This window comes from Metabacillus bambusae (assembly GCF_017497975.1).
Lineage (GTDB): Bacteria > Bacillota > Bacilli > Bacillales > Bacillaceae > Metabacillus > Metabacillus bambusae.
This window is the reverse complement of sequence record NZ_JAGDEL010000042.1, coordinates 1-24,368: the sequence shown is the minus strand read 5'-3', so window position 1 is coordinate 24,368 and position 24,368 is coordinate 1. Positions and strand designations below refer to the sequence as shown.

Below are 24,368 nucleotides of genomic sequence, written 5' to 3'. Positions count from 1 at the left end.
TAGTTGAAAATGTTATTTTACTCATGTTGTCCCCTAATCCCCATTATCTTGAAATTAAAGTATATAAAAAAATACCTATAGATGAAACACTCTTTTATAAGTGTCCTATCTATAGGTACCATATTAATTCCACTCCTGTTTTACATTATTTTCGCTTTCTATTTGTTTGTTGACGTTGATTGGCAGCGTTAGCTCTTGCTTGAGCTTCCATATCTGCTTGGTCTGCTATCTCACGAGAGAATTCTTCGTCAACACCATCTCTTTTTAAATTTTTTGGAGTTTGAGGAAGTGTTGCTGAATTTTTATCACGAGCTTTATGTTTATGTCCACGACCCATGAAAAAGCCCTCCTTTGTATTGTCTAGCTCCAGCGCCTAGCCCCTCGAGGTAATAAGCTGATCATGAATTGAAGGAAAAACAACTTCTATTTATGATCGTCTTATGCTTGTCGGAGCTGAGCAAGGCGCTTGCGCTTTTCTATTGAACATGTTGTTCAAGATTAGGATGGCTTTTTTTCATGAATTCATGTTGGAAGTTAGTGTCTCGATTTACTTATGTATCCACCAGCACGGTCAGCACTTTTAAACTCTCTAGAATATGTTACTTCTTGCATACTAGATAGAGTACTTTTTGTCTTATCTCGCTTCTTTTTTTCTGATGCCAATGTAATCATCCTTCCAAAATATAGTATTCATCCTTAGCTTTGACAAATGAGGGTGGATTCATACAAACTAATCTTTAGCAAAAAAATTCTCCATTATCTGACTTATCAAATCAATAAAAAGGTGAGATCAATTTTGATCTCACCTGTCCTCAAATATTAAGCTTCTTTAAGCTGATTCTCATCGGCTTCTGAAGTTTGTTGGTACGTGTTGAAAGTATATAGGTCTTTTGTAATTTCAAATAAATTGAATAAATCTTCACCATTGTTGATTTGTTCAAGTAAGCTTGCTCTTGTTTCATTAGCGTTAGTAACATAAGGCAGTTTTGCAGCTGCTTTTGTTGAGCGAACATTTTGTTTACGGATTCGCAAGAAGATTGTTTCAATATCTAATTCATAAAATAATTCATGAAAAAAAGCATCCTTAGCAAGCTTATTATAGCCTTTTCCATGGTATGGCTTTCCCAACCACGTCCCTAAAAAGCCAGCTTTATCCTGGATATCGAACAAACTAATTGTTCCGATTGGAGAGCCCCATTCATCTAAAATGGTACGTGAAATCAACTCACCACGTTCTTCAGCTTCAATCGTTTGTTTCGTTAAGAATAGATATTCCTCAAATGAGTTTGCTTTATGACGGACAAATGGGAAGACATCAGGGTGAACCATGTGTTCATAAAGTGCATGACTATCATGAATATCACGTTTTTTTAGCATCTGGACCCCTCCAATATGAGGGCAGACTCCACGTGATATGGTCGTCTCCACCCTCGAAATTTTTTATAAATACATTACCTTCAAAAAATTTCGGGGTGGGAATCGAACCCACTAGAACCAGTAAAGCTGGTGGCGCACCATTTGCCTTCCCATTACTAGATTTAATTGTTTTGTTAACTTGCTCCATGGAGTATAATACGTCATTTCAAATGAAAAAGATACTCCTTTTTTGTCGAATTTCAAAAAAAATAATTTATCGTAATATAGTAGTTGATATAACTGAAATCCTACTATTTTAGTGGAAATTACGCACATAAAAAATCGATGCTAAATCTTCTAATTTAACGCGTTAATTAAATATAGTAAATGGACTTTTAAATTGAGGTTCCTACCAACTCAGGAACAAGTAGTACCTAGTTCTATACAATACCAAAATAACTTTTTGGGAATATTATCCTTTTACGACGTAGACTACTTTTCCATCTATCATTGTTAATTGTGGTTTTGCAAGATAATGAAACGGGTGATAATTCCATATAACTAGATCTGCATCTTTTCCTACCTCAATACTACCAATGCGTTTATCGACCCTTAAATTACGAGCAGCAGCTATAGTAATTCCTTCTAGCGCCTTTTGTTCATCAAAACCTTCTCTAACAGCAATTGATGCGCAAATATTTAAGTATTGTATAGGAGTGTAAGGGTGATCGGTTGTAATCGACACCTCGACACCTCTTTCAGATAATGCTTGATAGGTTGACCAACTTTTATTCTTAAGTTCAATTTTCGACCTTCTAGTTAATGTAGGTCCAACACATACCTTCGCTTGCTTGCCTATTAATTCATCAGCAATTAAGTGACCTTCAGTACAGTGCTCAATTCTGTAGTCAAGGTCAAATTCCTCTGCAAAGCGAATAGCACTCATAATATCATCTGCACGATGGGCGTGGATGCGAACCGGGATTTCACGGCGTAGAGCCTTTTTGATTGGAATTAAACGGAAATCCTCCGTTTCATCACTGTATTTTGCTTTATAAAATGCTTCACGAAGCATACCCATAATTCCCATTCTTGTAATCGATTCTTTATTCCCATGGCTATGCATTCGTTTTGGATTTTCTCCCAATGCTATCTTTAATCCAGCTGTTTCCTGGATAATCATACTTGAGATGTTTGAACCATAGGTTTTAATAACAGAAGTTGTGCCACCAATCACATTTGCGCTTCCTGGCATTACATGAGCTGTCGTAATCCCATATTTAATGGCATCCGTAAAAGCAGGATCAAGCGAATGAACGCCATCTAGTGCACGAATATGCGGAGTTAGTGGTTCAATCGTTTCATTGGCATCATTCCCCGCCCAGCCTGTACCTTCATCATATAAACCTAAATGGGTATGAACATCGATAAAGCCAGGAAATAATAGCTGGTCCTTACAATTAATCACTATCGTATCTTCAGTACTTTCTAAATTCTTTCCAATTGCAACTATTTTCCCGTTTTCAACAAGTACATCTGTTTCGTACTTAACTGCCGAGGTAACAGGATAAACCGTTGCTTGTTTAAAAAGTGTAGAATTCATAACAAGCTCAAGCTCCCATCAAGATTGTTTTTTTATATTGAGCGTAAGACTCCTTTAATAACGGTTTAGAAGATTTAACAATGCTTTATCAAGAGTTGGAAATAAAAAATGATAATGATGCTGTAGTGCCTTTTCAGGTATTACCTTTTGACCTTCTAAAATTAATATACTCATCTCACCTAATATTGTTTTTAAAGCAAAAGATGGTGCTCTGAACCAATTAGGTCTTTTTAGGACATTAGCCAGTGTCTGACTAAATTCATTCATCCTAACTGGATTTGGTGCTGTAGCATTAATTGGACCAGAGATATCTGGGGTGTGAATGATATAATCAATAAGTTTTACGAGATCTTCAATATGTATCCATGACATCCATTGCTGTCCTGATCCAAGAATTAAGGTAAAACCATCTTAGGGAGAGCTCCCTGATCACCTAAAACGATGCCGAATCTTGCGTATACTGTTCTAACGGATAAATCCGCAATCTTTGCAGCTTCTGATTCCCATTGCTGCACGGTCTTAGAGAGGAAATCAGTACCTATTACTTTTGTTTGTTCTGTAAATGTTTTTTCTAATGATGTGCCATAAATACCAATTGCACTTGCATTTATAAACACAGAAGGTTTATTTGGAATATTGTTAATCAATGAATAGATTGCACTAGTTGAACTAATTCTGCTCTCGACTATTTCTTTTTTAGCTTTTTCAGTCCAGCGGTCATTTATTGATTTTCCTGTTAAATTTATGACAGCATCTACACCATCCAATTTAGCAGAAGGGTTTGCTGATTCTGAAAGCCATTTCACGAAATGAAGGTTTTTTTCTGAAGAAGTTTTTTCACTTCGTGTTAAAATAAAGACATCGTGACCTTTAGATAAAAAATGACGAGTTAAGTGCTTTCCAATAAAACCAGTGCCACCGGCTATGGCAATTTTCAATGTGATCACTTCCTTTGGAGTAGCTCTATTACTTATATACCCTTTTAATGAAAAATCTCCTCTTTTTAATATATTTTTAAAATGATTAGTAGGTGAGAATATGGCGATTATTACAAAAATCACTGCTCAAAAGCATTCTGATGATCGATTAAATATTTTTTTAGATGATGGTACGGGAGAAAAATATGCTTTTAGTGTAGATCAAGATGTGTTTATTAAATACAATCTCCAAAAAGGAAAAGAACTTGATGAATTTGATATTAGTGAAATCCAATATGGTGATGAAATTAAAAAGGCATATAATAAAGCTTTAGAATTTTTAAGTTATCGAATGCGCTCTATAAAAGAAGTGGAGGATCACTTACGAAAAAAGGAATATAACGATGCGATTATTCAAGAGGTAATATTTAAGCTTAAGGAATATCGTTATGTTGATGATCTTGAATTTGCTCTAGCTTATGTCAGAACGCAGTGGCAAACAAATGGAAAAGGGCCAAGTGTGATAAAACGAGAGCTTGCAGGTAAAGGGATTGAACAAGCATTTATTGAACAAGCACTTCTTCAATATACGCAATCTGCTCAAATTGAAGAGGCAGTTAACCATGCTGAAAAGGTATTGAAAAAAAATAATAAGTTATCGAATGTACAGCTAAAGCAAAAATTAGAGCAGCATATCATGAGAAAGGGCTTTTCTTATGATATTATTTCAATTGCATTAGAAGAAGTGAAGGTTGAGCAGGAAGAATCTGAGGAATGGGCTGCACTTCAAAAACATGCTGAAAAGGCAAAAAAGCGATATCAAAATGAGGACTCATATCACTATAAACTGAAGATGAAGCAATTTTTATTTCGTAAAGGGTTTTCCATTGAGATCATTGATCAATATTTAGACGCAGAATAATTTTATGACAAGGGGAAATTACAGTGAATAATAAACGCTATAGTGAAATGACTGAATATGAACTAAAGAACGAAATTGCTTCCCTAAAGGAAAAGGCGAGAAAAGCTGAACAGCTTGGAATTGTAAATGAATTTGCTGTTTTAGAGCGTAAAATTACAATGGCAAAATCTTATTTATTAGATCCGACCAATTATAAACCAGAAGAAGTATATGAAGTGGAAGGGGCACCTGGAGAGTCCTTTAAAATTTCGTATATGAATGGGATTTTTGCATGGGGTTATCGTCTGTCAACGCCAAATGTTGAGGAGGCATTGCCAATTTCAATGTTAATTAAGGACTGACAAGCTGTAAAAGCTGTCAGTCCAAATTTACTTGTTAAGATTGCTTTCTTGTTTGTCTTTTTAGAATGATGAGGTCTTGAGATAGTTGGGTTTGACCATTTACTTGAGCGTGAGCATGTTTTGGATTAGCCCATGGCTGATTAAATGGATTAGAATACAAATTATCATAGAATTTTTTCTTTGTACCCATTCGAAGCACCTCCACAAGTTTTAGCGTATTAAGAGTAAGGGTTTTCTCGACTTCCAGAAGCTCTCATCCGTTCTTGGGGATGAGTGTTAATGGTACCGTCTGCTCGTTTAGAAGCATATTCAGCTTTAGCTCTTGGTTCGCCTTCAAACTTGTTGTTGCTCATATTAGGAAATCCTGCTTCTTTGTTACGCAACACAATCCCCTCCAAGTCATCATTCAGTAGCTTCCTAAAAAGAAGCGTACTTATAGTATGGTTGCTTTTGATTAAAATATAAGTAACGAATCCTTCCTAGAGGTGAGAATAATGGAAATATATTTTGAACGATTAACGGAAGAGTTATTAAATAAAAACACAAGCCTTTCATATGCACAAGCAAGAACATGGATAGAATTATTGTGGGAAGATTTTGAATCAACACAAGCAAAGGCTGGAAGAGAATATCATGGAAAAGAAGTGACAGAACAGGTAGTTAGACAATTAATTACTCATTATGGTGACAAGCTTCATGAATTCATTGCCACAAATCCAAAATATAGTCATTTGTTGAATAACGAGGATTATTTAAAGCATTAATTAAACGTTTGTTTAAATGAAAAAGGCTGGCTCATGAGTTATGAATCCAGCCTTTATCTTTGTTTTTGGAACTGTAATAATCGATCTTGTGCTTTTGTTTATTCAGGTATTAGTTCAAGCTTTTTACGAAGCTTTTCCTCGCTGAATATCCACCCTGTATAGGAGCTTACGATGTTTAATTCTAGATCGAGCTGTACAATTGCTACGAAAGGATAGTACCCTTTGCTTCTGTATCGTAAGTCAATAAACCGTACCTCATAATGATCTGTATACTCATCGACTTCCCAACGATAAACTGGGGAAAAAGATAAAAATGCTGATATGTTATCATCTTGCTCTGCAGCTCTGATTACATCTGTCTGTGGGACAGGTATCCGTTCAAATTCATCAAGGAACATAATTTCACCATCTATAGCTCTTGCTACATGGAAACTTGTATTGGTCATAATTGCAATATGCCATCTGCGAAACCTCATTGTTGGTGAGATAATAACTTGTTCGATATGTGGCAATAGCTTGTGTAAACGATGAATAATCCTTCGTTGCATAGAAAATCGAATAATATAGTACCCAATCAATATGATATAAACACTTAAAAATGTATAACCAGGGTGACCACCGAGCAACCAAATCGCTATGCCAACTAAGTGTACAACAAAGATAAATGGATCAAACGTGTTTATGATACCTAATGCAATCCATTTCTTCGTAAAAGGCCTTAGTGCCTGGGTACCATAGGCATTAAAAATATCAACAAAAACATGGAGCACAATCGCAAGCAGTGTCCACAGCCATAAATGAAGCAAATTGCTTTCTGGAATAAATATCGTTATCATCCCCGTGATTAAAAAAGACCAAATAAAAATAGCAGGGATGGAATGAGTAATTCCACGATGATTTCGTATATACTTTGCGTTATTTCTAAGCTTTAAAATGGTATCTAGGTCAGGTGCTTGAGAGCCAAAGATTGCCCCAAGCATGACTGCATTTGCTGTAGAATTATCGATTCCTATAGCGGGATCTAATGTCGCTAATCCTCCTATTGCAATTCCCATGACGACATGTGTTCCAGTATCCAACGAAATGTACCTCCTTGTATTTACTCGAAAGGAGTTTTTTTAATTACTAGGAATTTTTTTAATGTTTTTCTTTGTATAGGCGGCTTTGATATTCAGCTCTAGTGCCTAGCAAACTTCACACAACTTATACGTAAAGTTTAACATCGAATGCTCGTGCTTTCGTGATCAGAGTGTCTTTTTTCTACGTCGCTTATCAAGGACTTACGCTTTTGACTTACTTTTGATATTACAATTGAATTTATATGACATAATACTGTCCAATGTGTTCAATTCTTATTACTTTTAAACATAAAGGCTTTATTAATATTTAGTCTTATACTATCCTGATAAAAGTGAAACAGCAAAAATAGAAGCGAACTATTCATATATTCTATTTTCCCGATTATCAAGGAAATTAACATCCGGAGGAAAAATTCACATGGAAAACGATTTACAAAAAAAGCTCAGTAGCTTTTCGATACATGCTTTTCAGGATGATTTGATTAACTGGTATTTAACCGAAAAAAGGGATTTACCATGGCGTAAGGATCAAGATCCATACAAAGTTTGGGTTTCAGAAATAATGCTTCAACAAACTAGAGTTGATACGGTTATACCTTATTTTACTTCATTTATCGAAAAATTTCCCACAATAGAAGCATTAGCTGATGCAAATGAAGAGGAAGTGCTAAAAGCTTGGGAGGGGCTTGGTTACTATTCCCGAGTACGTAATCTCCAATCAGCTGTTAAAGAGGTAAAAGAAAGTTATGGTGGCGTTGTTCCGAATTCTCCACAAGAAATATCAAAACTAAAAGGTGTCGGACCTTATACAAAAGGGGCAATTTTAAGTATTGCTTACAACATACCAGAGCCTGCTGTTGATGGGAACGTTATGAGGGTTCTTTCGAGAATATTATCAATTTGGGAAGATATTGCTAAGCCGAAAACACGAAAGACTTTTGAGGATGCCACCTATGAGCTAATTTCAAAAGATGATCCTTCTTCTTTTAATCAAGCACTTATGGAGCTAGGGGCATTAATATGTACACCAACTTCACCCTCTTGTTTGCTTTGCCCAGTTCGAGAGCATTGTACGGCTTTTGAAGAAGGTGTTCAAGCTGAATTACCGATTAAAAGTAAGAAAAAGAAACCAAAACCATTACAAATGGCTGCAGCAGTCTTACACGATTCAGATGGGAATCTCTATATTCATAAACGACCATCCACAGGCTTGCTTGCAAATTTGTGGGAGCACCCAAACCTTGAAATAGTAGCAACAACAGGAAAAACTTATCGTGAACAGCTAGCTGATTATTTACAAATTGAATATGAAGCAAAGGTTGAGCTATCCGAACTAGCAGGTACTGTTGAACACATCTTTTCTCATTTGATCTGGAATATCTCTATTTTTATTGCTGAAGTAAAAAATATTCCGAATGAAAACCTAGTTGCAGTATCAACAGAAGAATTAAGTAAATATGCTTTTCCAGTATCACATCAGAAAATTTATCAAATTTATAAGGGGCAGAACCTAGCCTGACCCCTAAGAAATCAATCATATTGTGTTCTTGTCCCTTGTGTATAAGTAGCTTCACTTCTGTTAAGACCGCCACGTGATGTTATTTCTTGGACAATTTCACGATGAATTGTTTGTCCTTCTACGTTCAAGTAAGGAACAATCTGTTGAAGTGAGTGATGGAAAAATGCAAGTTCTTCATTTTTCCACTCTTTCTTTGACATCATGGATAATTCAGTCATATCACGACCTACGTACATGGATATCCTCCTCATAAATGGACGATGTTCGTTAAAGTTATTAGGGGAAAAAATACCCCTAAATAGAAGTTTCGCTATAGTATCTGATACAATAAATTCATCTATTCGATTTTTTACATATAAGGAGCTGACAAAATGAGCCAAGAGAATAAAGTAGCACTCATTACAGGGAGTAGTCGTGGGATTGGTAAGGCGGTTGCTATACGTTTAGCTAAAAAAGGCTATGACATTATTGTTAATTATGCACGTAGTAAAACAGCAGCGTTAGAGGTAGTAGAAGAAATTCAGAAGCTTGGTGTTAAAGCAATTGCTATAAAAGCAAATGTTGGAAAGCCAGAAAAAATCAAAGAGCTTTTCGCACAAATTGATGAAAATTTTGGAAGACTTGATATTTTTGTCAATAATGCCGCTTCAGGTGTGCAAAAGCCTGCAATGGAGCTTGAAGAAAGCCATTGGGATTGGACAATGAATATTAACAGTAAGGCACTTCTTTTTTGTGCGCAAGAAGCAGCAAAGCTCATGGAGAGAAATGGCGGAGGATTTATCGTTAGCACAAGCTCGCTTGGCTCCATTCGCTATCTGGAAAATTACACAACTGTTGGTGTGTCTAAGGCAGCACTTGAGGCACTTACTAGATATTTGGCTGTGGAATTGTCGCCTAAAAATATTATTGTAAATGCAGTTTCAGGAGGAGCAGTTGACACAGATGCACTTAAGCATTTCCCGAATCGGGAAGAACTTTTAGAAGATGCAAGAAAAAATACTCCAGCAGGTAGAATGGTTGAGATTGAAGATATGGTAAATGCAATTGAGTTTCTTTTAACTGAAAAAGCATCCATGGTAAGAGGACAAACCCTGATAGTAGACGGTGGTCGTTCGTTACTCGTATAATTTTTTTTAAAAATTTTAAATTTCTTGGATATAAAAATCATCTCCGGGACAATCTATATTTCGTGGAGGTGATATTAAAATGGCACAAAACAACAACCAACCTGGTAAATCATCAGCAGGGACTAACATCCAACAAGTAAGACAACAAAACGCTCAATCAGCACAAGGAGCTGGAGCTCAAGCGGGTGCAGGTCAATTTGGCACTGAATTCGCTAGTGAAACGAATGCACAAGAAGTAAGACAACAAAACCAACAAGCTGAAGGTAAAAAGAACCAAAACTCTTAATTTAGCTATGAAAAAGACACCTCTCCCAATTCGTGGAGAGGTGTCTTTTTTTGGGTGGGAATTACTTTAAGTTTAGAAAAAGTGAAATAGTCTATTAAAAATAGTTATTAGAAATGACCTACTAGCATTGTAAATGAAAATATAACACTCAAAACGACAAAACTTCCGTTTCCTCTACATAAGTAGTCAAAGGAAAGAACGATGATACGGAGAATTAAACATTATCACAATTATTGAGGAGATTTCTTTAACAGATAGGAGAGGATGCTATGAATTTTGATCAATTGGTAGGTGAGCAGTTAAAAACAATGGATAAATTATTATATTTGCAGTCTGAAATTGAACGGTGCCAGGATATAATGAAACAACTGATTGCTTTGCAGGACGAAGCAAAGATACAATCTGTGCAAGATGAGATCGAGCAAATGAAGCTGGAATTAAATAGAATTCAAGAAGTATTTGAAAAACAAACAGAAGAGGTTATTCGATCCTACGAAAATCAACAATTTGAAACCGTTTCTTGAATCCAAATGGGTCATTTCCTTTGAAATGACTCTTTTATTTTCTTTTTTAATTCACAAACGGTATAATGATAACAAATAAATTACGAGACGACGTTTGTGAGATAAGAGATTTCACGAAGCGACCATTTGAAAGAAGGGGAGAAACGTGGGCTTTCCCAGGGAAGGAGACAAAATCCAAATTCATAGTTATAAGCATAATGGTTACATCCACAGAGTTTGGGAAGAATCAACTGTTTTAAAAGGTTCACAGCACTGTATTATTGGTGGTAATGACCGAACAGTTGTAACAGAATCGGACGGAAGAACGTGGATAACGAGAGAACCAGCTATATGCTATTTTCATGCGAGACATTGGTTTAATATTATCGGTATGCTTAGGAATGATGGTGTTACCTACTACTGTAATATAAGCTCACCATTCGTTTGGGATGATGAAGCGTTAAAATATATCGACTATGATCTTGATGTGAAGGTGTATCCTGATATGACTTATACGATATTGGATGAAGATGAGTACGAGCAGCATAGTAAGATTATGAACTATCCAGAAGTAATCGATCTTATCTTAAAAAATAATTTAGAAACTTTACTGCGATGGATTCGCCAGAAAAAGGGGCCATTTGCACCTGAATTTATCGATGAATGGTATGAACGGTATTTAACCTATGTAAAATAATAGTGTGTAAGTTAGGGTGGCTCAGGTAATGTTTCAACTTTGGCAGTAGTTGGAACAATGGTAAGAGTCAGCCTTTTTTCTGTTCATATTAGGATATCTTTTATTGAATAATATCAATTTGAAATAATTTTATTTTTTTCTATAAAGGTTCTCTGTTAAACTTTGTTGTTGATTTCCGCTGCAGGCGTTGGCTTTCCGCGGGCGATCCGGGAGCATCCTCGGTGCTTTGCACCTGTGTGAGTCTTCTTTGGACTTGCACTCCCGCAGGAGTCTTACGTATTCGTTCTAATCAACAAAGTGCTAAAATCAACAGTGAGCTTTAATAGAGCCTATATAAAATAAGAAGGTAAAATAGTAAGAAACGTTTATAGAGAGAAACGGGGGGTTAACTTGGGGTCTGTAAAGCGGTATATGGCTTTTGTAAAGCCTTATAGGCTTCAGATTGTGGGAACAATTATCATTGGTGTCATAAAATTTTCAATCCCACTTCTTTTGCCTTTACTAATAAAATATGTAGTAGATGACATTATTGGTGGAACAGGTTCTGCTGATGAGAAGACAAAAACCTTACTGATGATTATGGGCGGAATGTTTATCTTATTTATTGTTATTCGTCCGCCGATTGAATATTTCCGCCAATACTATGCGCAATGGGTAGGAAGTAAAATTTTATATGATATTCGTGACCAGTTATTCACGCATTTACAAAAATTAAGTTTACGTTATTATGCAAATACACGCGGGGGAGAAATTATCTCACGTGTAATTAATGATGTTGAGCAAACGAAGAATTTCGTAATAACTGGGTTAATGAATGTTTGGCTTGATGTTGTTACGATTGTAATCGCAATAGGGATTATGTTGACTATGGATGTAAAGCTAACACTTGTGTCAATAGTTCTATTCCCATTTTACGGTTTGTCTGTGAAGTACTTTTATGGCAAGCTTCGTCATTTAACAAGAGTTCGGTCACAGGCACTTGCAGAGGTTCAAGGACACTTGCATGAGCGTGTACAGGGTATGCCTGTTATTCGAAGCTTTGCTACAGAGGAATTTGAGCAGAAACAATTTGCGAAAGAAAATTCAAATTTTCTTACAAGTGCTTTAGATCATACGAGTTGGAATGCTCGAACGTTTGCAATTGTCAACACACTGACAGATATCGCACCACTTGTAGTAATCAGCTATGCTGGCTATCAGGTGATTCATGGACAGCTTTCTATTGGTACAATGGTTGCCTTTATTGCATATATCGAACAGCTATATAATCCACTTCGTAGATTAATTAATTCGTCAACAACATTGACACAGGCCTTTGCTTCGATGGATCGTGTATTTGAGTTTATTGATGTCCCTTATGAGGTTGTTGATAAGCCGAATGCAGTGGTAGCAAGTAATGTAAGGGGAGAGGTTGAATTTCAAAACATTTCATTTCGCTACCAAGAAAACGAGGCGCTTATTATCGAAGGTCTTTCCCTGCGAGTAAAACGAGGGGAAACAGTTGCACTTGTTGGAATGAGTGGTGGCGGGAAATCAACACTTGTTAGCTTGCTTCCTCGTTTTTATGATGTGACAGACGGAAGAATTCTATTAGACGATATCGATATTCGTGATTATCAAGCACAAAGCTTACGTGGACAAATAGGTATGGTCCTACAGGATACGTTTTTATTCAGTAATACAGTTCGAGAAAACATCTTAATTGGGAAACCAGATGCAACCGAAGAAGAGGTAATTCAAGCTGCAAAAGCGGCAAACGCACATGACTTTATTTTGAAATTACCGAATGGTTATAATACAAAGGTTGGTGAACGAGGAGTTAAGCTTTCAGGAGGACAAAAGCAAAGGGTTTCTATTGCGAGGGTGTTTTTGAAAAACCCTCCAATCCTTATTTTAGATGAAGCAACTTCAGCTTTAGATTTAGAAAGCGAGCATTTAATACAGGAAGCGCTCGAGAACCTAGCGAAGGATCGTACTACCTTTATTGTTGCGCATCGACTGTCAACAATTACACATGCTAACAAAATAGTATTAATTGAGGATGGTAAAGTTGTTGAGCAAGGAACACACCAAGAGTTAATGGAAAAACAAGGTCAGTATTTTAAGTTATTTCAGATACAGCAATTAGACTGAAAATTAAAGCTATATTCACTTTTAGATGAAGTGAGTATAGCTTTTTTTAGTGGAATTTTGTTACTGTCTCTATTGAATTGCTATATCAAGCTTCGATCGTTTGCTATGCATTGGGAAGGCATCAGTTTAAAAAAACTAAAAAAAATAAGGCTAGCAAAAGCCAGCCTTATTCCTCTGTAATCTTTACTTCATTATCTTCTTTATGAAAGCTTTGGAAGCTACTAATTAACGTATCTAAATGCTCCAGCTGTTCACTATAATCGATGATTGCCGATACTAGTGGTAATAGGTGATAAAAGCAAGATGAATCTTGGTCCTTATAAAATTCCACGAACACTTCAGTAAGCTGCTGTTTATTAAATTTATTTTCTCTCATCGGTACTGATGGAGGTTGGGTTTTAATTTTCCCGATAAAACGTAGCAGGGATTCTTCGTGAACATAAAGCAAGTAATCTAATTCACTTATTAACACTTTTTGAAAGTTTTCTGGCATTTGATGAAGTTCATTCTCTAAGCGATGAAGCTTCTTCAATGTCTCAAGTGCACGATTTGTTGTTACAATCATCTGTCTAAAGAGAACGAGCTTTCTAGATTTTGCGTAGGATTCTCGTTTAAAATAATTTCGTTCCTCTTTATAATTCAGGTAGAGTTGATCGAGCTTTATCATGTGTTCTTTAAGCTTTACAATTTCATCCTTTAAAACATTATGTTCTGAAGCCTGGCGAAGATTAATTCGAATCCATTTAATAATATCCTCTGTATTTTCTGTGATTCTCATGTAAAGCTTTGTTTCATATTTTGGCGGAATAAATACTAAATTTACGATAAAAGCAGCTAAAACCCCTAGTAAAATTGTAAAAAAGCGAATGAATGCTACTTCAATGAAATCATCGCCTGGGCTTTCTAATATCGCAATAACCGTAACAAGGGCTACTGGAATCGTGTTTTCAGCCTTAAGCTTTAAATTGATGGCAATTACAATAATGGCCGTTAAACCAATAATGATTGGGTGTGAGCCGAATATAAGGCCAAAACCAATCGCTAACCCTGCACCAATAACATTTGCTTGGATTTGTTCGATAATCGATAAGTAAGAACGATAGATCGTCGGCTGTATAGCAAAAATCGCTGAAATTCCAGCAAATGCGGCAGATGGCAGCTGAAAGGCTGTAGCTAAAAATAAAGCTAGTGTAATGGCAATCCCTGTCTTTAGGATGCGTGCACCTAGTTTCATGTATGCTTAATGACATTCCCTTCTTAAAATCATATAGGAGAAAAAACTCCCTTAGATGAAGTTTCACTTAATAAACCAATATCGTACTATACAGGCTTTAGCTACTTTATACAAGATACAATTTCCCTTTTTAACAAAAATTTAAAACGTAAATATATTCTGAAAATAGAAAGGTAGTGAAAATGTAAGACAAGGTACTTTTGTACACTTGTCTTACAGGTAAAACAACCCCCAATGTATGAGGGCTAACTTTATCTATTATTTTAGTTTGCTAAAAGCATATTCCACAGCTTTTAGTGTTTCTGATAAATCCTCTTTTGTATGAGCAGTTGTTAAAAACCATGCTTCATATTTAGAAGGTGCTAGATTAATTCCTTGATGAAGCATTAGTTTAAAGAACTTGGCAAACATTTCACCATCTGTATTTTCAGCTTGTTCATAGTTTTTTATTTTTTCATCGGTAAAGTAAATCGTTAATGCGCCTTTTAATCGATTTAACGTTATCGGGATATTGTATGTACGAGCGTGTTGTAATATACCTTCCTCAAGGATTGCTCCTAGTTCATCGAGGTTTTCGTACACCTTTTTTTGCTTTAATACTTCTAAGCAAGCAATCCCAGATAAAATGGATGCCGGGTTACCAGCCATTGTTCCAGCTTGATATGCTGGTCCTAGAGGTGCTACCTGTTCCATTATCTCCTTTTTCCCACCATAAGCTCCAATTGGGAGCCCACCACCAATAATCTTTCCTAATGCCGTTAAATCAGGATATACCCCTAATAAATCCTGGGCACCGCCATACATAAACCGAAAAGCGGTTATAACCTCATCGTAAATAACGAGTGCACCTGCATCATGGACCAATTCATTTACTTTTTCTAAAAAGCCAGGCTTTGGTTCAACGATTCCAAAGTTACCAACAATCGGTTCTACTAATATTGCAGCTACTTGGTCTCCCCATTTATCTAATGCTTCTTTTAATGGTTCAATTTCATTAAAAGGGACAGTGATGACTTCTTGAGCGATGCTTTTTGGAACACCTGCAGAGTCTGGGGTACCTAATGTTGATGGACCTGAACCAGCAGCAACAAGAACTAAGTCTGAATGTCCGTGGTAACAGCCTGCAAATTTAATGATTTTGTCACGACCAGTGTAAGCTCTCGCCACACGAATTGTTGTCATGACGGCCTCTGTTCCGGAATTAACGAAACGAACCTTGTCTAGAGCAGGCATCGCTTCCTTAAGCATTTTTGCGAATGTAACCTCATGTGGGGTCGGAGTTCCGTATAACACGCCACTCTCGGCCGCCTTTTGGATTGCCTTTGTAATATGAGGATGTGCATGTCCTGTAATGATTGGACCATATGCTGCTAAATAATCAATATATTTGTTGCCATCGACATCCCAAAAATAGGCTCCATTTGCCCTTTCCATTACGACTGGTGAACCTCCGCCAACTGCTTTATAAGAACGTGAAGGGGAATTTACCCCACCAACTATATGTTGTAATGCTTCTTCGTGTAATTCATTTGATTTTGTAAATTGCATGATAGCCTCCTAGTATGTATCTAAAATCCACTTTTATTTTATCATGAATGCTTATCCCTTAAAAAATTATAAATTTTCTCCTCAAAGTAAAGACATAGCATTTGTTGTAATCCTAAAGTTTCGTTAAACTAATCGTTGTGGTGAAAGATGGAGGGATTAAAAATGACAAACATTATTGAAGTGAAAAAACTACGAAAAGAATTTAAATCGTACTCTAGTCGTCAAGGTTTAAAGGGTGCGTTTCGAGATTTATTAAATCGTCAATATAAAACAATTCCCGCTGTAAATGATGTTTCGTTTACGGTAAAACAAGGAGAAATGGTTGGGTATATCGGTGAAAATGGTGCTGGGAAATCTACCTCAATAAAGATGCTGACTGGCATTTTAACACCAACTTCAGGTGAGGTTTTTGTTAATGGGATGAATCCTCATAAAGAACGAGAGCGGTTTGTTCATTCAATTGGTGTTGTTTTCGGGCAACGTTCACAATTATGGTGGGATATTGCGGTACAAGAATCGTTCCGCTTATTAAAAAAGGTGTATAAGGTGTCTGATGAAGACTATAACGAGCATATGGAACATGTAATCACCACGTTAGATATTGGACCATTGCTAGATAAGCCTGTTCGAAAGCTGTCTTTGGGGCAAAGAATGAGATGTGAGCTTGCTGCAGCCCTGATTCACAATCCACCATTACTATTCCTTGATGAGCCGACAATTGGACTAGATGTTTTAGTGAAATTAAAGATTCGTCAGTTTTTAAAAGAGATGAATGAAAAATACAAAACAACAATTCTTTTAACTACTCATGACTTATCAGATATTGAGGCACTTTGTGAACGCGTTGTGATGCTTGATGAAGGAAAGGTTATTTATGATGGAGCATTAGAGGAATTAAGATCTCACTGGGGAGAGGGAAAACAAATTCAATTCCAATTCGCAGAAGCGGTAGTAGAAAACCAGCTATCATTTTTAACAGCTGATATTGAAGTGTTTTGGCAAAAGGGTGATAAATTGAATGAATGGACTGCTCTTGTAAGTGACAAGGAAGCTCAAATGTCTGAACTAATTAGTCGTGTAGTAGGTGCCCATCAAATTACGGATTTAAGTGTTACGGAAATCTCCACGGAAGAAGTCATTCGAAACATTTATGAAAAGGGAGAGGCATTAACTAGCTGAGGTGGAATATGGATAAATATTTAGAAATGATCAGGATCCGGTTTTTAATGATGCTTGCGTATCGAACAAATTATTATAGCGGAATCTTAATCTATAGTATTAATATAGGTGCTTATTATTTTTTATGGACAGCTATTTATGGTGGGAAAGATTCTATTGAAGGCTTGTCTGCGCTTCAAATGACAACATATGTGGCTGTTTCATGGATGGCAAGAGCGTTTTATTTTAATAATATTGATCGTGAAATAGCTATAGAGATTAAAGAAGGTAAAGTGGCTGTTGAATTAATTAGACCTTATAACTATTTAGGGATGAAGACCATGCAGGCATTTGGAGAAGGTATCTTTCGTTTAGTGTTTTTCTCGGTGCCAGGCTTGGTTATTGTCGGACTGGTGTTCCCAATGGAGTTTTCTTCAAACGGGACAACGTGGCTCCTTTTTGCATTTTCGTTATTATTTAGTTTTATTATTAATACCCAGATTAACTTAGTTACAGGTATGCTGACATTTTTCTTATTTAATAATGATGGTCTCATGAGGGCAAAACGAGTGATTATTGATTTGTTTTCTGGTCTGCTCCTGCCAATCAGCTTTTATCCAATGTGGGCTCAAGACGTTATGAAGTATTTTCCTTTCCAAGCAATTAGTTATATTCCGAGTATGATTTTTACAGAAGGAATGAAAGGAAATGAAGTGCTTCAAGCCCTTCTGCTACAAGGATTTTGGGCAATCGTATTACTCATTCCAATCCAACTGCTGTGGGTCTTAGCGAAAAAACGAATGATTATACAGGGGGGATGAGGATATGTTCTATTTTTCAATGTTTACTCAATATATCGGACAATATATGAAAACAAGGATGCAATATCGGGCAGATATGGTTGTAGAGCTTTTATCTGATATGCTTTTTCAAGTAACAAACCTTGTGTTTATACTCGTTGTTTTTGGACACACACAGTTTTTAAGTGGTTGGTCACGTGAGGAGATTATTTTTATTTATGGTTTTTTCTTAGTGCCATTTGCTGTGTTTGGGGCATTCTTTAATATTTGGGATTTTAATGAACGTTATATTGTAAAAGGGGAAATGGATAGAATTTTAACGAGACCGATTCATAGTCTGTTCCAAGTGATATTAGAACGGATGGAGCTCGAATCGTTGTTCGGGGCAATAACAGGAATACTAATAATGGGGTATGCCTCAATTCAGTTAGATTTAACCTTTCAATGGTATGATTTTATCTTATTTTTTGTATTTGTCATTAGTGGTGCTCTTGTTTATGCAGGTATTTTCGTCTCGCTAGCCAGTATTGGCTTTTGGTCAGATGCCAGAACCTCATTAATGCCTATGATGTACAATATTGGTAACTACGGGCGCTATCCAGTTGATATATATAATTCAGTGATTCGCTTTGTCTTAACGTGGATTTTACCATTTGCATTTGTTGGGGTGTATCCTGCCGCATTCTTTTTAGAAAAAGAAGAATGGTATATTTACTCGTTTTTAACGCCGGTAATGGGTGTAGGCTTCTTTGTATTATCTGTTGTCTTATGGAATGCAGGTGTGAAAAGATATAGAGGGGCAGGGAATTAGTGCGGAAATGAATCTTAAGGAGAGCTAGGGATGCCTGGTTCTCCTTTTTACTTTTTTAGTAGGTTCAAAAGTCATTTGAATATCAGCCTCCATGCTTGTATATATTGTACAAAGCATAGTATCAGTTGGGTGGGGGTTGATTTGGAACTATTGTTTTGTGTATTCATCGTAATTTGTATTTTCATGAGCTTTAAAAGTGTTGTAGTTGCTTGTTTCCAGAAAAACTTTCTATCTTTTGAAACGGTTATTTTGATTACGTATCTCTATTTATCACTCCTTATTGGCTTCGGAATGATTTATCTTATTTTCATTCAAAGTAATCTGCATGTATTAATTGAATCAGGAGCCCCTATCACAGGAGATTACTTTGACAAGCTTGTTACCTCGCTATATTTTAGTGCGGTTACTTTATTTTCAGTAGGCTACGGTGATGTTGTGCCAATCGGAATTGGTCGATTTCTTGCAGTATTTGAGGCATTAATTGGTTATATCCTTCCAGCGGTATTTCTGGCGCGAACGGTGATTGGGATTGAAAAACAGTAAATAGTTGTATGAAAGGCTAAAGTTGGTTAGGCTTAATTTAATTAGATATTTATTGGAGGTAATACAATGACAATTGAAGTTGGCAATAGTGCACCAGATATTGAATTAGTTGCTGATAATGGTGAAAAAACAAGATTAGCTGATTTTAGAGGAAAATATATCGTTCTATACTTTTATCCAAAGGATATGACGCCAGGTTGTACAACTGAAGCTTGTGATTTTAGGGATCAATATCAAAGCTTTGCAGATGTTAATGCTGTAATTCTAGGCGTTAGTCCTGATCCGAAAGAGAAACACCAAAAGTTTAAAGAAAAACATGATCTACCGTTCCAATTGTTAGTTGATGATGAGCATCAATTAGCAGAAGCATTTGGTGTTTGGAAGTTAAAGAAGAACTTTGGTAAAGAATACATGGGAATTGAAAGGTCCACGTTTATTATTGATCCAGAGGGCACTTTAATTAAGGAATGGAGAAAGGTAAAAGTGAAGGATCATGTCCAAGAAGCTCTTCAATACATAAAGGAAATATCATAATGTAGAAGGTGAATAGATGAGAGACGAGAGAGTTAAGAAATTGGCATCCGTTTTATTAACGCATTCTGTCAAGGTGAAAAGGACAGAAAAAGTCTTGATTCGTGGGTCTTTAATTACGAAGCCACTTATAACAGAGTTAATTGACCAAGCATATTCCATGGGAGCTTATCCTTATGTAGAGCTTTTTGATGATGAAATCAATCTCCATTTAGCAAAAAACTACAAAAGGGCTCAACTTGAAACACAAGCAAATTGGCAAATGCAGGTGTACAAAGATGTTGATGCGGTCATTGTCATCATCGGTGAAGAGAATGATGCAGAGATGGCTGGGATTCCTAAGGAAATGCACCAATTACGTGGTGAGATCATGAAGCCGGTTTCGGAGTTTTATGTTAATAATCGAAAATGGGTTCTTCTTAATTACCCTACAAAGGGGCTAGCTCAAAAGGCAGGTATGAGCACAAGGGAATTTGAGGATTACTTATTTGCTGTATGTACAGTAGACTATGACAAAATGGCAAGTGCAGTTGCTCCCCTTAAAAGGTTGATGGAGAAAACAGACCAAGTACGTATATTAAGCCCTGGAACTGATTTGCGTTTTTCCATTAAGGATATACCTGTCATCCCTTGTACAGGGGAAGCAAATGTTCCAGACGGAGAGATTTTCACTGCGCCTATTAAAGATTCTGTAAATGGAACGATTCTTTTTAATACACCATGTCCATATCATGGAACAACCTTCCGAAATGTGAAATTAACCTTTGAAAACGGGAAAATCACTGAAGCAACTTCGGATAACACGGATAAGTTAAATGAAATCCTAGATACAGATGAAGGTGCGAGATATATAGGTGAATTTGCGATCGGGTTTAATCCTTATATTGAAGAGCCAATGGGCGATATTTTATTTGATGAAAAAATCTGTGGCAGTCTACATTTTACACCAGGTGAAGCATATGAAGAAGCTGACAATGGGAATAAATCTGCTGTCCATTGGGATATGGTTTTAATACAAAGACCCGAATACGGCGGGGGAGAAATATACTTTGACGATGTTTTAATTCGAAAAGATGGAAAGTTCTTCTTACCAGAGCTTGAAGCCTTAAATCAAGAAAACCTAAAATAACCTGCCTATTTTTTACAAGTAAGGCAAACGTCCAGCCAATTTGATAAAAAATGCGTAATCTATAGGGAAGGCATTACCTCCTCAAATGTTAGCGCCGGACTAAGTGCGGACCCGAGTTCCGCACTCTTTTTTATGTTTAAGTTACATATATAAATTTTGAATGATACCTAGGACATAGGGTGGGAAATTCTAAGAAATCGGTATATCCACTGTAAAACTAGCACCAGATGAATTTAATGGACAAGCACGTTGAAGCTGGAATAAGGTTAAAGTGGATCGTGGTTACGTCCTGAGGAGCTCTATTTGTATTAAACATCATTTCTTAACATAGAAGATATTGATCGCATGAATATTTGTGAAAAGTAAACAATATGGATAAAGTACTACCTTCTGTATGTGGAGAGTTATTGTCATCCATTGCTTATGGCTGTGGTACATATCGGTCTTTTAAATCAGTGATTATTAATATTGAAGAGTGATATTACTACTAGTTAAAGAATGATTAATAAAGAACGTTTGACAAAAGTCTTAGTCACAATGTACACTATTTATAAACATTATAAAGTAATAATATTTATTAAGGTGAGGTGCATGGCGGATGTCTGAACATCAATTAAAAGATGCGTTAGAAACTTTGAAGCAAACTGGAGTTCGTATAACACCTCAACGTCATGCTATACTTGAATTCCTAGTCGATTCCATGACACATCCTACAGCCGATGATATATATAAAGCGTTAGAAGGAAAATTCCCTAATATGAGTGTTGCTACTGTTTACAACAACTTAAGGGTATTTCGTGAAGTTGGACTTGTAAAGGAATTAACGTATGGCGATGCATCAAGTCGGTTCGATTTTGTTACGTCTGATCACTATCACTGTATTTGTGAAAGTTGTGGTAAAATTGTTGATTTTCATTACCCAGGACTTGATGAGGTTGAGGCATTAGCTGCGCATGTAACAGGATTTAATGTAAGTCATCACCGTATGGAAATATACGGATTGTGCAGCAGTTGTGAAAAGAAAGAAACTCATTAAACAAGCTCGGTTATTAAACCAGAGCTTGTTTTTTTATTTTATAGACTCTGTTAAACTAGGTTGTTGATTTCCGCTGCAGGCTTTCGCTTTCCGCGGGCGGTCCGGGAGCCTCCTCGGTGCTTTGCACCTGCGTGAGTCTCCCTTGGGACTCGCACTCCTACAGGAGTCTCGCACCCCGCTCCAATCAACCTTAAATAGTTTTCGTTTTGAAAGAAAAGAGCCAAATAAAAAAGAGGGTGACTCACTTCATGGACAGGCCCCTCTGATTCGATATATAGCATCATAACAAATGGATACTGTATAAATGAATTTGTGAGGGGTCTGACTTTGTTGTAAGTCAGCCTCTTTTCTATTTGGTCTTAATCTTTTTACGATTATAGTCCTCGTCAAACTCCTTGCCTTCTAAATCCTTGTCCAATGTTAAAGGTTCCTTACAATACATACACATATCAACACGGCCAAGAATTTTTGTCGGCTTACCACATGATGGACAAATAACTTGAACAGCTTTTGTTGAAAGCATTCCAATCCAAAAGTAAACTACTGTACTAGCGATGATTGAAAGCATTCCCAACATCATGAAAATTGTCATTACCCACATATTCGTACGGAAGAAAACACCTAAATACATAATTATAAAACCTACAAAGACTAAGCTAAGGGCAAAAGTTCTTATTTTATTTATTTTACTACTATATTTACGCGCCATAACATAAACCTCCTTTGTTTAATATAGCACATGATGAATTTTAGATAAATTGTAAACTAATTTTCCGAATAAAAGTTCCATTAGTGTTTAATGATTGTTTTATATGTTGATCTTACTTTATACTATCAGAAGTTAAATTTTAAGGATCGTATAACAAAAACTAAAACTTTCGTCATTGGGCAATTTTTATCGTGCAATTTTGAAAAGGGTTTTTGCTTTTATATGTAGAAACAATAATAAAGCCCATATATTGGAGGAATCATGATGGAAAATATTCTCCGTCCTATATATCAAGAAAGAGCAAGTCACTCAAATACACTAGCAATCATCATGATAGAAAAAAGAAATCAAACCTCTCCTTTAACAGATAACTTAGATGTTGCTTTGTTAGTTATTGTTAATGAATCAGATCAGTCACCATTTGTGAAACATTATGAATATGAAGATAAAAAAGCATCTTTAACAGTCATGACAAAAGATGAATTAAATGAATCCATTCTTTTAGGAACTAATAGAAGAATTGTTGATTGGGTTTTAAATGGAAAAATACTTTTTGACAGAAATGAATACATAATAGGGCTTATTGATCGATTACGAACCTTTCCCTTTTCGGAACGTAAACTGAAAATTGGGATTGAATATGGAAAGTTAATTCGAAGATATTTAGAAGGAAAGGTATTTTTTGAATCTAAGCAGCTATTAGATGCTTATAACCATATTGTTCACGCCCTCCATCATTTAGCAAGACTAGAAGTTATTGATCGTGGATATTATCCTGAAGTGACAGTATGGAATCAGGTAAAACATATTGAACCGCAAATTTATAAACTCTATAAAGAATTAGTAGAAAGTGATGAATCGTTAGAAAAGAGATTAGAGCTTTTGTTTTTAGCAAGTGATTTCCTAATTCATTCTAAAACAGAAGTTGGTGCAGCTCATATTCTGACGATTATGTCTGAAAAGGAATCGTGGTATTATAATGAGTTATACCACCACCCAGAACTAAAATATTACTCTGTAGATCTTAGTGTTCTATTAGAATTCTTAGTTGAAAAAAACTATGTTTCAATAGAACGTATCGAAACAAAAGGTAAAAAGGTTTTTCATCGTTCATATTTTGTTGAGAAAAAGTATTGACTTAGTTTTTTTGAGATGATATATTAGTAAACGTCGCTGCTACCGAAAAGGTAAACAGCGGCTCTCATCTCAGTTTCAACGAAAAAGATTTTTAAAAAGTTGTTGACAGAGAAAAACGAAAATGTTATATTTGTAAAGTCGCTTCTAGACGAAACGACAACACGATGATCTTTGAAAACTAAACAAAACCAAGCGTGCCAACGTTAATTTTAAATTAACAAAACAACGTACTATATAGTACAAAACTTATGAGCTATATCAAACACTTTATTGGAGAGTTTGATCCTGGCTCAGGACGAACGCTGGCGGCGTGCCTAATACATGCAAGTCGAGCGAATCAATGGGAGCTTGCTCCCAGAGATTAGCGGCGGACGGGTGAGTAACACGTGGGTAACCTGCCTGTAAGATTGGGATAACTCCGGGAAACCGGAGCTAATACCGGATAACATTTTGAACCGCATGGTTCAAAATTGAAAGATGGCGTC

General features: G+C 36.2%; 28 protein-coding genes, 1 rRNA gene and 1 pseudogene. 18 read left to right on the top strand and 12 right to left on the bottom strand.

Annotated features, from left to right (window positions below; all coding sequences use genetic code 11):
* Nucleotides 1-145: 145 nt before the first annotated feature.
* The 5 genes and pseudogenes from I7822_RS28615 to I7822_RS28595 all read right to left on the bottom strand — a co-directional run bounded on the left by I7822_RS28615 (nt 146) and on the right by I7822_RS28595 (nt 3,897).
* Nucleotides 146-337, bottom strand: a complete 192-nt coding sequence (locus tag I7822_RS28615; RefSeq protein WP_207982428.1) for a YfhD family protein — start codon at nt 335-337, stop codon at nt 146-148.
* A 197-nt stretch (nt 338-534) separates the two neighbouring features.
* Nucleotides 535-663, bottom strand: a complete 129-nt coding sequence (locus I7822_RS28610; protein WP_243459741.1) for a YfhE family protein — start codon at nt 661-663, stop codon at nt 535-537.
* Nucleotides 664-819: 156 nt separating this feature from the next.
* Nucleotides 820-1,377: a GNAT family N-acetyltransferase gene (locus I7822_RS28605; protein WP_207982426.1), complete on the bottom strand. Its 558-nt coding sequence runs from the start codon at nt 1,375-1,377 to the stop codon at nt 820-822.
* A 451-nt stretch (nt 1,378-1,828) separates the two neighbouring features.
* Nucleotides 1,829-2,959 carry an amidohydrolase gene (locus I7822_RS28600; protein WP_207982425.1) on the bottom strand — a complete coding sequence of 377 codons (1,131 nt, stop codon included), beginning with the start codon at nt 2,957-2,959 and terminating at the stop codon, nt 1,829-1,831.
* Between the two features lie 54 nt (nt 2,960-3,013).
* A pseudogene (locus I7822_RS28595) lies at nt 3,014-3,897 on the bottom strand (TIGR01777 family oxidoreductase).
* A 100-nt stretch (nt 3,898-3,997) separates the two neighbouring features.
* Between I7822_RS28595 and recX the strand changes: the two are divergent.
* Both recX and I7822_RS28585 read left to right on the top strand, forming a co-directional pair.
* Nucleotides 3,998-4,798, top strand: a complete 801-nt coding sequence (gene recX, locus I7822_RS28590) for a recombination regulator RecX (protein WP_207982424.1) — start codon at nt 3,998-4,000, stop codon at nt 4,796-4,798.
* Nucleotides 4,799-4,821: 23 nt separating this feature from the next.
* On the top strand, nt 4,822-5,139 hold the full coding sequence (locus I7822_RS28585; protein ID WP_307847917.1) for a YfhH family protein: 318 nt from the start codon (nt 4,822-4,824) through the stop codon (nt 5,137-5,139).
* Nucleotides 5,140-5,173: 34 nt separating this feature from the next.
* Here I7822_RS28585 and I7822_RS28580 read toward each other — a convergent pair whose 3' ends face one another.
* Nucleotides 5,174-5,329, bottom strand: coding sequence for a YpzG family protein (locus tag I7822_RS28580; RefSeq protein ID WP_207982423.1), 156 nt, complete (start codon nt 5,327-5,329; stop codon nt 5,174-5,176).
* A 28-nt stretch (nt 5,330-5,357) separates the two neighbouring features.
* Nucleotides 5,358-5,522: a small, acid-soluble spore protein K gene (locus I7822_RS28575; RefSeq protein ID WP_066335991.1), complete on the bottom strand. Its 165-nt coding sequence runs from the start codon at nt 5,520-5,522 to the stop codon at nt 5,358-5,360.
* Between the two features lie 111 nt (nt 5,523-5,633).
* Here I7822_RS28575 and I7822_RS28570 point away from each other — a divergent pair, with 111 nt between their 5' ends.
* Nucleotides 5,634-5,903 carry a YfhJ family protein gene (locus tag I7822_RS28570; protein WP_207982422.1) on the top strand — a complete coding sequence of 90 codons (270 nt, stop codon included), beginning with the start codon at nt 5,634-5,636 and terminating at the stop codon, nt 5,901-5,903.
* 98 nt (nt 5,904-6,001) lie between these two features.
* On the opposite strand, the gene I7822_RS28565 is transcribed toward I7822_RS28570, so the two are convergent.
* The gene (locus tag I7822_RS28565; RefSeq protein WP_207982421.1) at nt 6,002-6,982 is read right to left on the bottom strand and encodes a metal-dependent hydrolase; all 981 of its coding nucleotides are present in this window, start codon (nt 6,980-6,982) and stop codon (nt 6,002-6,004) included.
* Nucleotides 6,983-7,400: 418 nt separating this feature from the next.
* Between I7822_RS28565 and mutY the strand changes: the two genes are divergently transcribed.
* Nucleotides 7,401-8,501: an A/G-specific adenine glycosylase gene (gene mutY / locus I7822_RS28560; protein ID WP_207982420.1), complete on the top strand. Its 1,101-nt coding sequence runs from the start codon at nt 7,401-7,403 to the stop codon at nt 8,499-8,501.
* Nucleotides 8,502-8,512: 11 nt separating this feature from the next.
* Here mutY and yfhS read toward each other — a convergent pair whose 3' ends face one another.
* A complete protein-coding gene (gene yfhS / locus I7822_RS28555; RefSeq protein WP_207982419.1) occupies nt 8,513-8,737 on the bottom strand; it encodes a mother cell protein YfhS in 225 nt (74 codons plus the stop codon).
* A gap of 135 nt (nt 8,738-8,872) precedes the next feature.
* Between yfhS and fabL the strand changes: the two genes are divergently transcribed.
* From fabL to I7822_RS28530, 5 genes are all read left to right on the top strand, one after another.
* Complete coding sequence (gene fabL, locus I7822_RS28550) at nt 8,873-9,628, top strand: enoyl-[acyl-carrier-protein] reductase FabL (RefSeq protein WP_207982418.1); 756 nt, start codon at nt 8,873-8,875, stop codon at nt 9,626-9,628.
* 79 nt (nt 9,629-9,707) lie between these two features.
* Entirely contained in the window at nt 9,708-9,914 is a 207-nt protein-coding gene (locus tag I7822_RS28545) for a gamma-type small acid-soluble spore protein (RefSeq protein ID WP_207982417.1), read from the top strand.
* Between the two features lie 269 nt (nt 9,915-10,183).
* Nucleotides 10,184-10,438, top strand: coding sequence for a YgaB family protein (locus tag I7822_RS28540; RefSeq protein WP_207982416.1), 255 nt, complete (start codon nt 10,184-10,186; stop codon nt 10,436-10,438).
* 145 nt (nt 10,439-10,583) lie between these two features.
* Nucleotides 10,584-11,114, top strand: coding sequence for a nucleoside tri-diphosphate phosphatase (ntdP, locus tag I7822_RS28535; RefSeq protein ID WP_066336031.1), 531 nt, complete (start codon nt 10,584-10,586; stop codon nt 11,112-11,114).
* A gap of 390 nt (nt 11,115-11,504) precedes the next feature.
* Nucleotides 11,505-13,247 (top strand): ABC transporter ATP-binding protein, encoded by a 1,743-nt coding sequence (locus I7822_RS28530; protein ID WP_279382033.1) that lies wholly within the window; start codon nt 11,505-11,507, stop codon nt 13,245-13,247.
* Between the two features lie 166 nt (nt 13,248-13,413).
* Here the strand turns inward: I7822_RS28530 and I7822_RS28525 are convergent, their stop codons facing one another.
* Nucleotides 13,414-14,481: an FUSC family protein gene (locus tag I7822_RS28525; protein WP_207982415.1), complete on the bottom strand. Its 1,068-nt coding sequence runs from the start codon at nt 14,479-14,481 to the stop codon at nt 13,414-13,416.
* 258 nt (nt 14,482-14,739) lie between these two features.
* Nucleotides 14,740-16,029, bottom strand: coding sequence for a glutamate-1-semialdehyde 2,1-aminomutase (locus I7822_RS28520; RefSeq protein WP_207982414.1), 1,290 nt, complete (start codon nt 16,027-16,029; stop codon nt 14,740-14,742).
* A gap of 162 nt (nt 16,030-16,191) precedes the next feature.
* Here I7822_RS28520 and I7822_RS28515 point away from each other — a divergent pair, with 162 nt between their 5' ends.
* The 7 genes from I7822_RS28515 to perR all read left to right on the top strand — a co-directional run bounded on the left by I7822_RS28515 (nt 16,192) and on the right by perR (nt 22,037).
* Nucleotides 16,192-17,208, top strand: a complete 1,017-nt coding sequence (locus I7822_RS28515; RefSeq protein ID WP_207982413.1) for an ABC transporter ATP-binding protein — start codon at nt 16,192-16,194, stop codon at nt 17,206-17,208.
* A gap of 8 nt (nt 17,209-17,216) precedes the next feature.
* A complete protein-coding gene (locus I7822_RS28510; RefSeq protein ID WP_207982412.1) occupies nt 17,217-18,008 on the top strand; it encodes an ABC transporter permease in 792 nt (263 codons plus the stop codon).
* Nucleotides 18,009-18,012: 4 nt separating this feature from the next.
* A complete protein-coding gene (locus I7822_RS28505; protein WP_207982411.1) occupies nt 18,013-18,798 on the top strand; it encodes an ABC transporter permease in 786 nt (261 codons plus the stop codon).
* A gap of 141 nt (nt 18,799-18,939) precedes the next feature.
* Complete coding sequence (locus tag I7822_RS28500; RefSeq protein ID WP_207982410.1) at nt 18,940-19,341, top strand: ion channel; 402 nt, start codon at nt 18,940-18,942, stop codon at nt 19,339-19,341.
* Nucleotides 19,342-19,407: 66 nt separating this feature from the next.
* Entirely contained in the window at nt 19,408-19,875 is a 468-nt protein-coding gene (gene bcp / locus I7822_RS28495; RefSeq protein ID WP_207982409.1) for a thioredoxin-dependent thiol peroxidase, read from the top strand.
* Between the two features lie 16 nt (nt 19,876-19,891).
* The gene (locus I7822_RS28490; protein ID WP_207982408.1) at nt 19,892-21,001 is read left to right on the top strand and encodes an aminopeptidase; all 1,110 of its coding nucleotides are present in this window, start codon (nt 19,892-19,894) and stop codon (nt 20,999-21,001) included.
* Nucleotides 21,002-21,599: 598 nt separating this feature from the next.
* Nucleotides 21,600-22,037 carry a peroxide-responsive transcriptional repressor PerR gene (perR, locus tag I7822_RS28485; RefSeq protein WP_207982407.1) on the top strand — a complete coding sequence of 146 codons (438 nt, stop codon included), beginning with the start codon at nt 21,600-21,602 and terminating at the stop codon, nt 22,035-22,037.
* A 349-nt stretch (nt 22,038-22,386) separates the two neighbouring features.
* Here the strand turns inward: perR and I7822_RS28480 are convergent, their stop codons facing one another.
* On the bottom strand, nt 22,387-22,746 hold the full coding sequence (locus I7822_RS28480) for a YgzB family protein (protein ID WP_207982406.1): 360 nt from the start codon (nt 22,744-22,746) through the stop codon (nt 22,387-22,389).
* Between the two features lie 264 nt (nt 22,747-23,010).
* On the opposite strand from I7822_RS28480, the gene I7822_RS28475 reads away from it, so the two are divergent.
* Together I7822_RS28475 and I7822_RS28470 are read left to right on the top strand one after the other, a co-directional pair.
* On the top strand, nt 23,011-23,883 hold the full coding sequence (locus I7822_RS28475; RefSeq protein WP_207982429.1) for a nucleotidyltransferase-like protein: 873 nt from the start codon (nt 23,011-23,013) through the stop codon (nt 23,881-23,883).
* A 267-nt stretch (nt 23,884-24,150) separates the two neighbouring features.
* A 16S ribosomal RNA gene (locus I7822_RS28470) occupies nt 24,151-24,368 on the top strand; the annotation flags it as partial.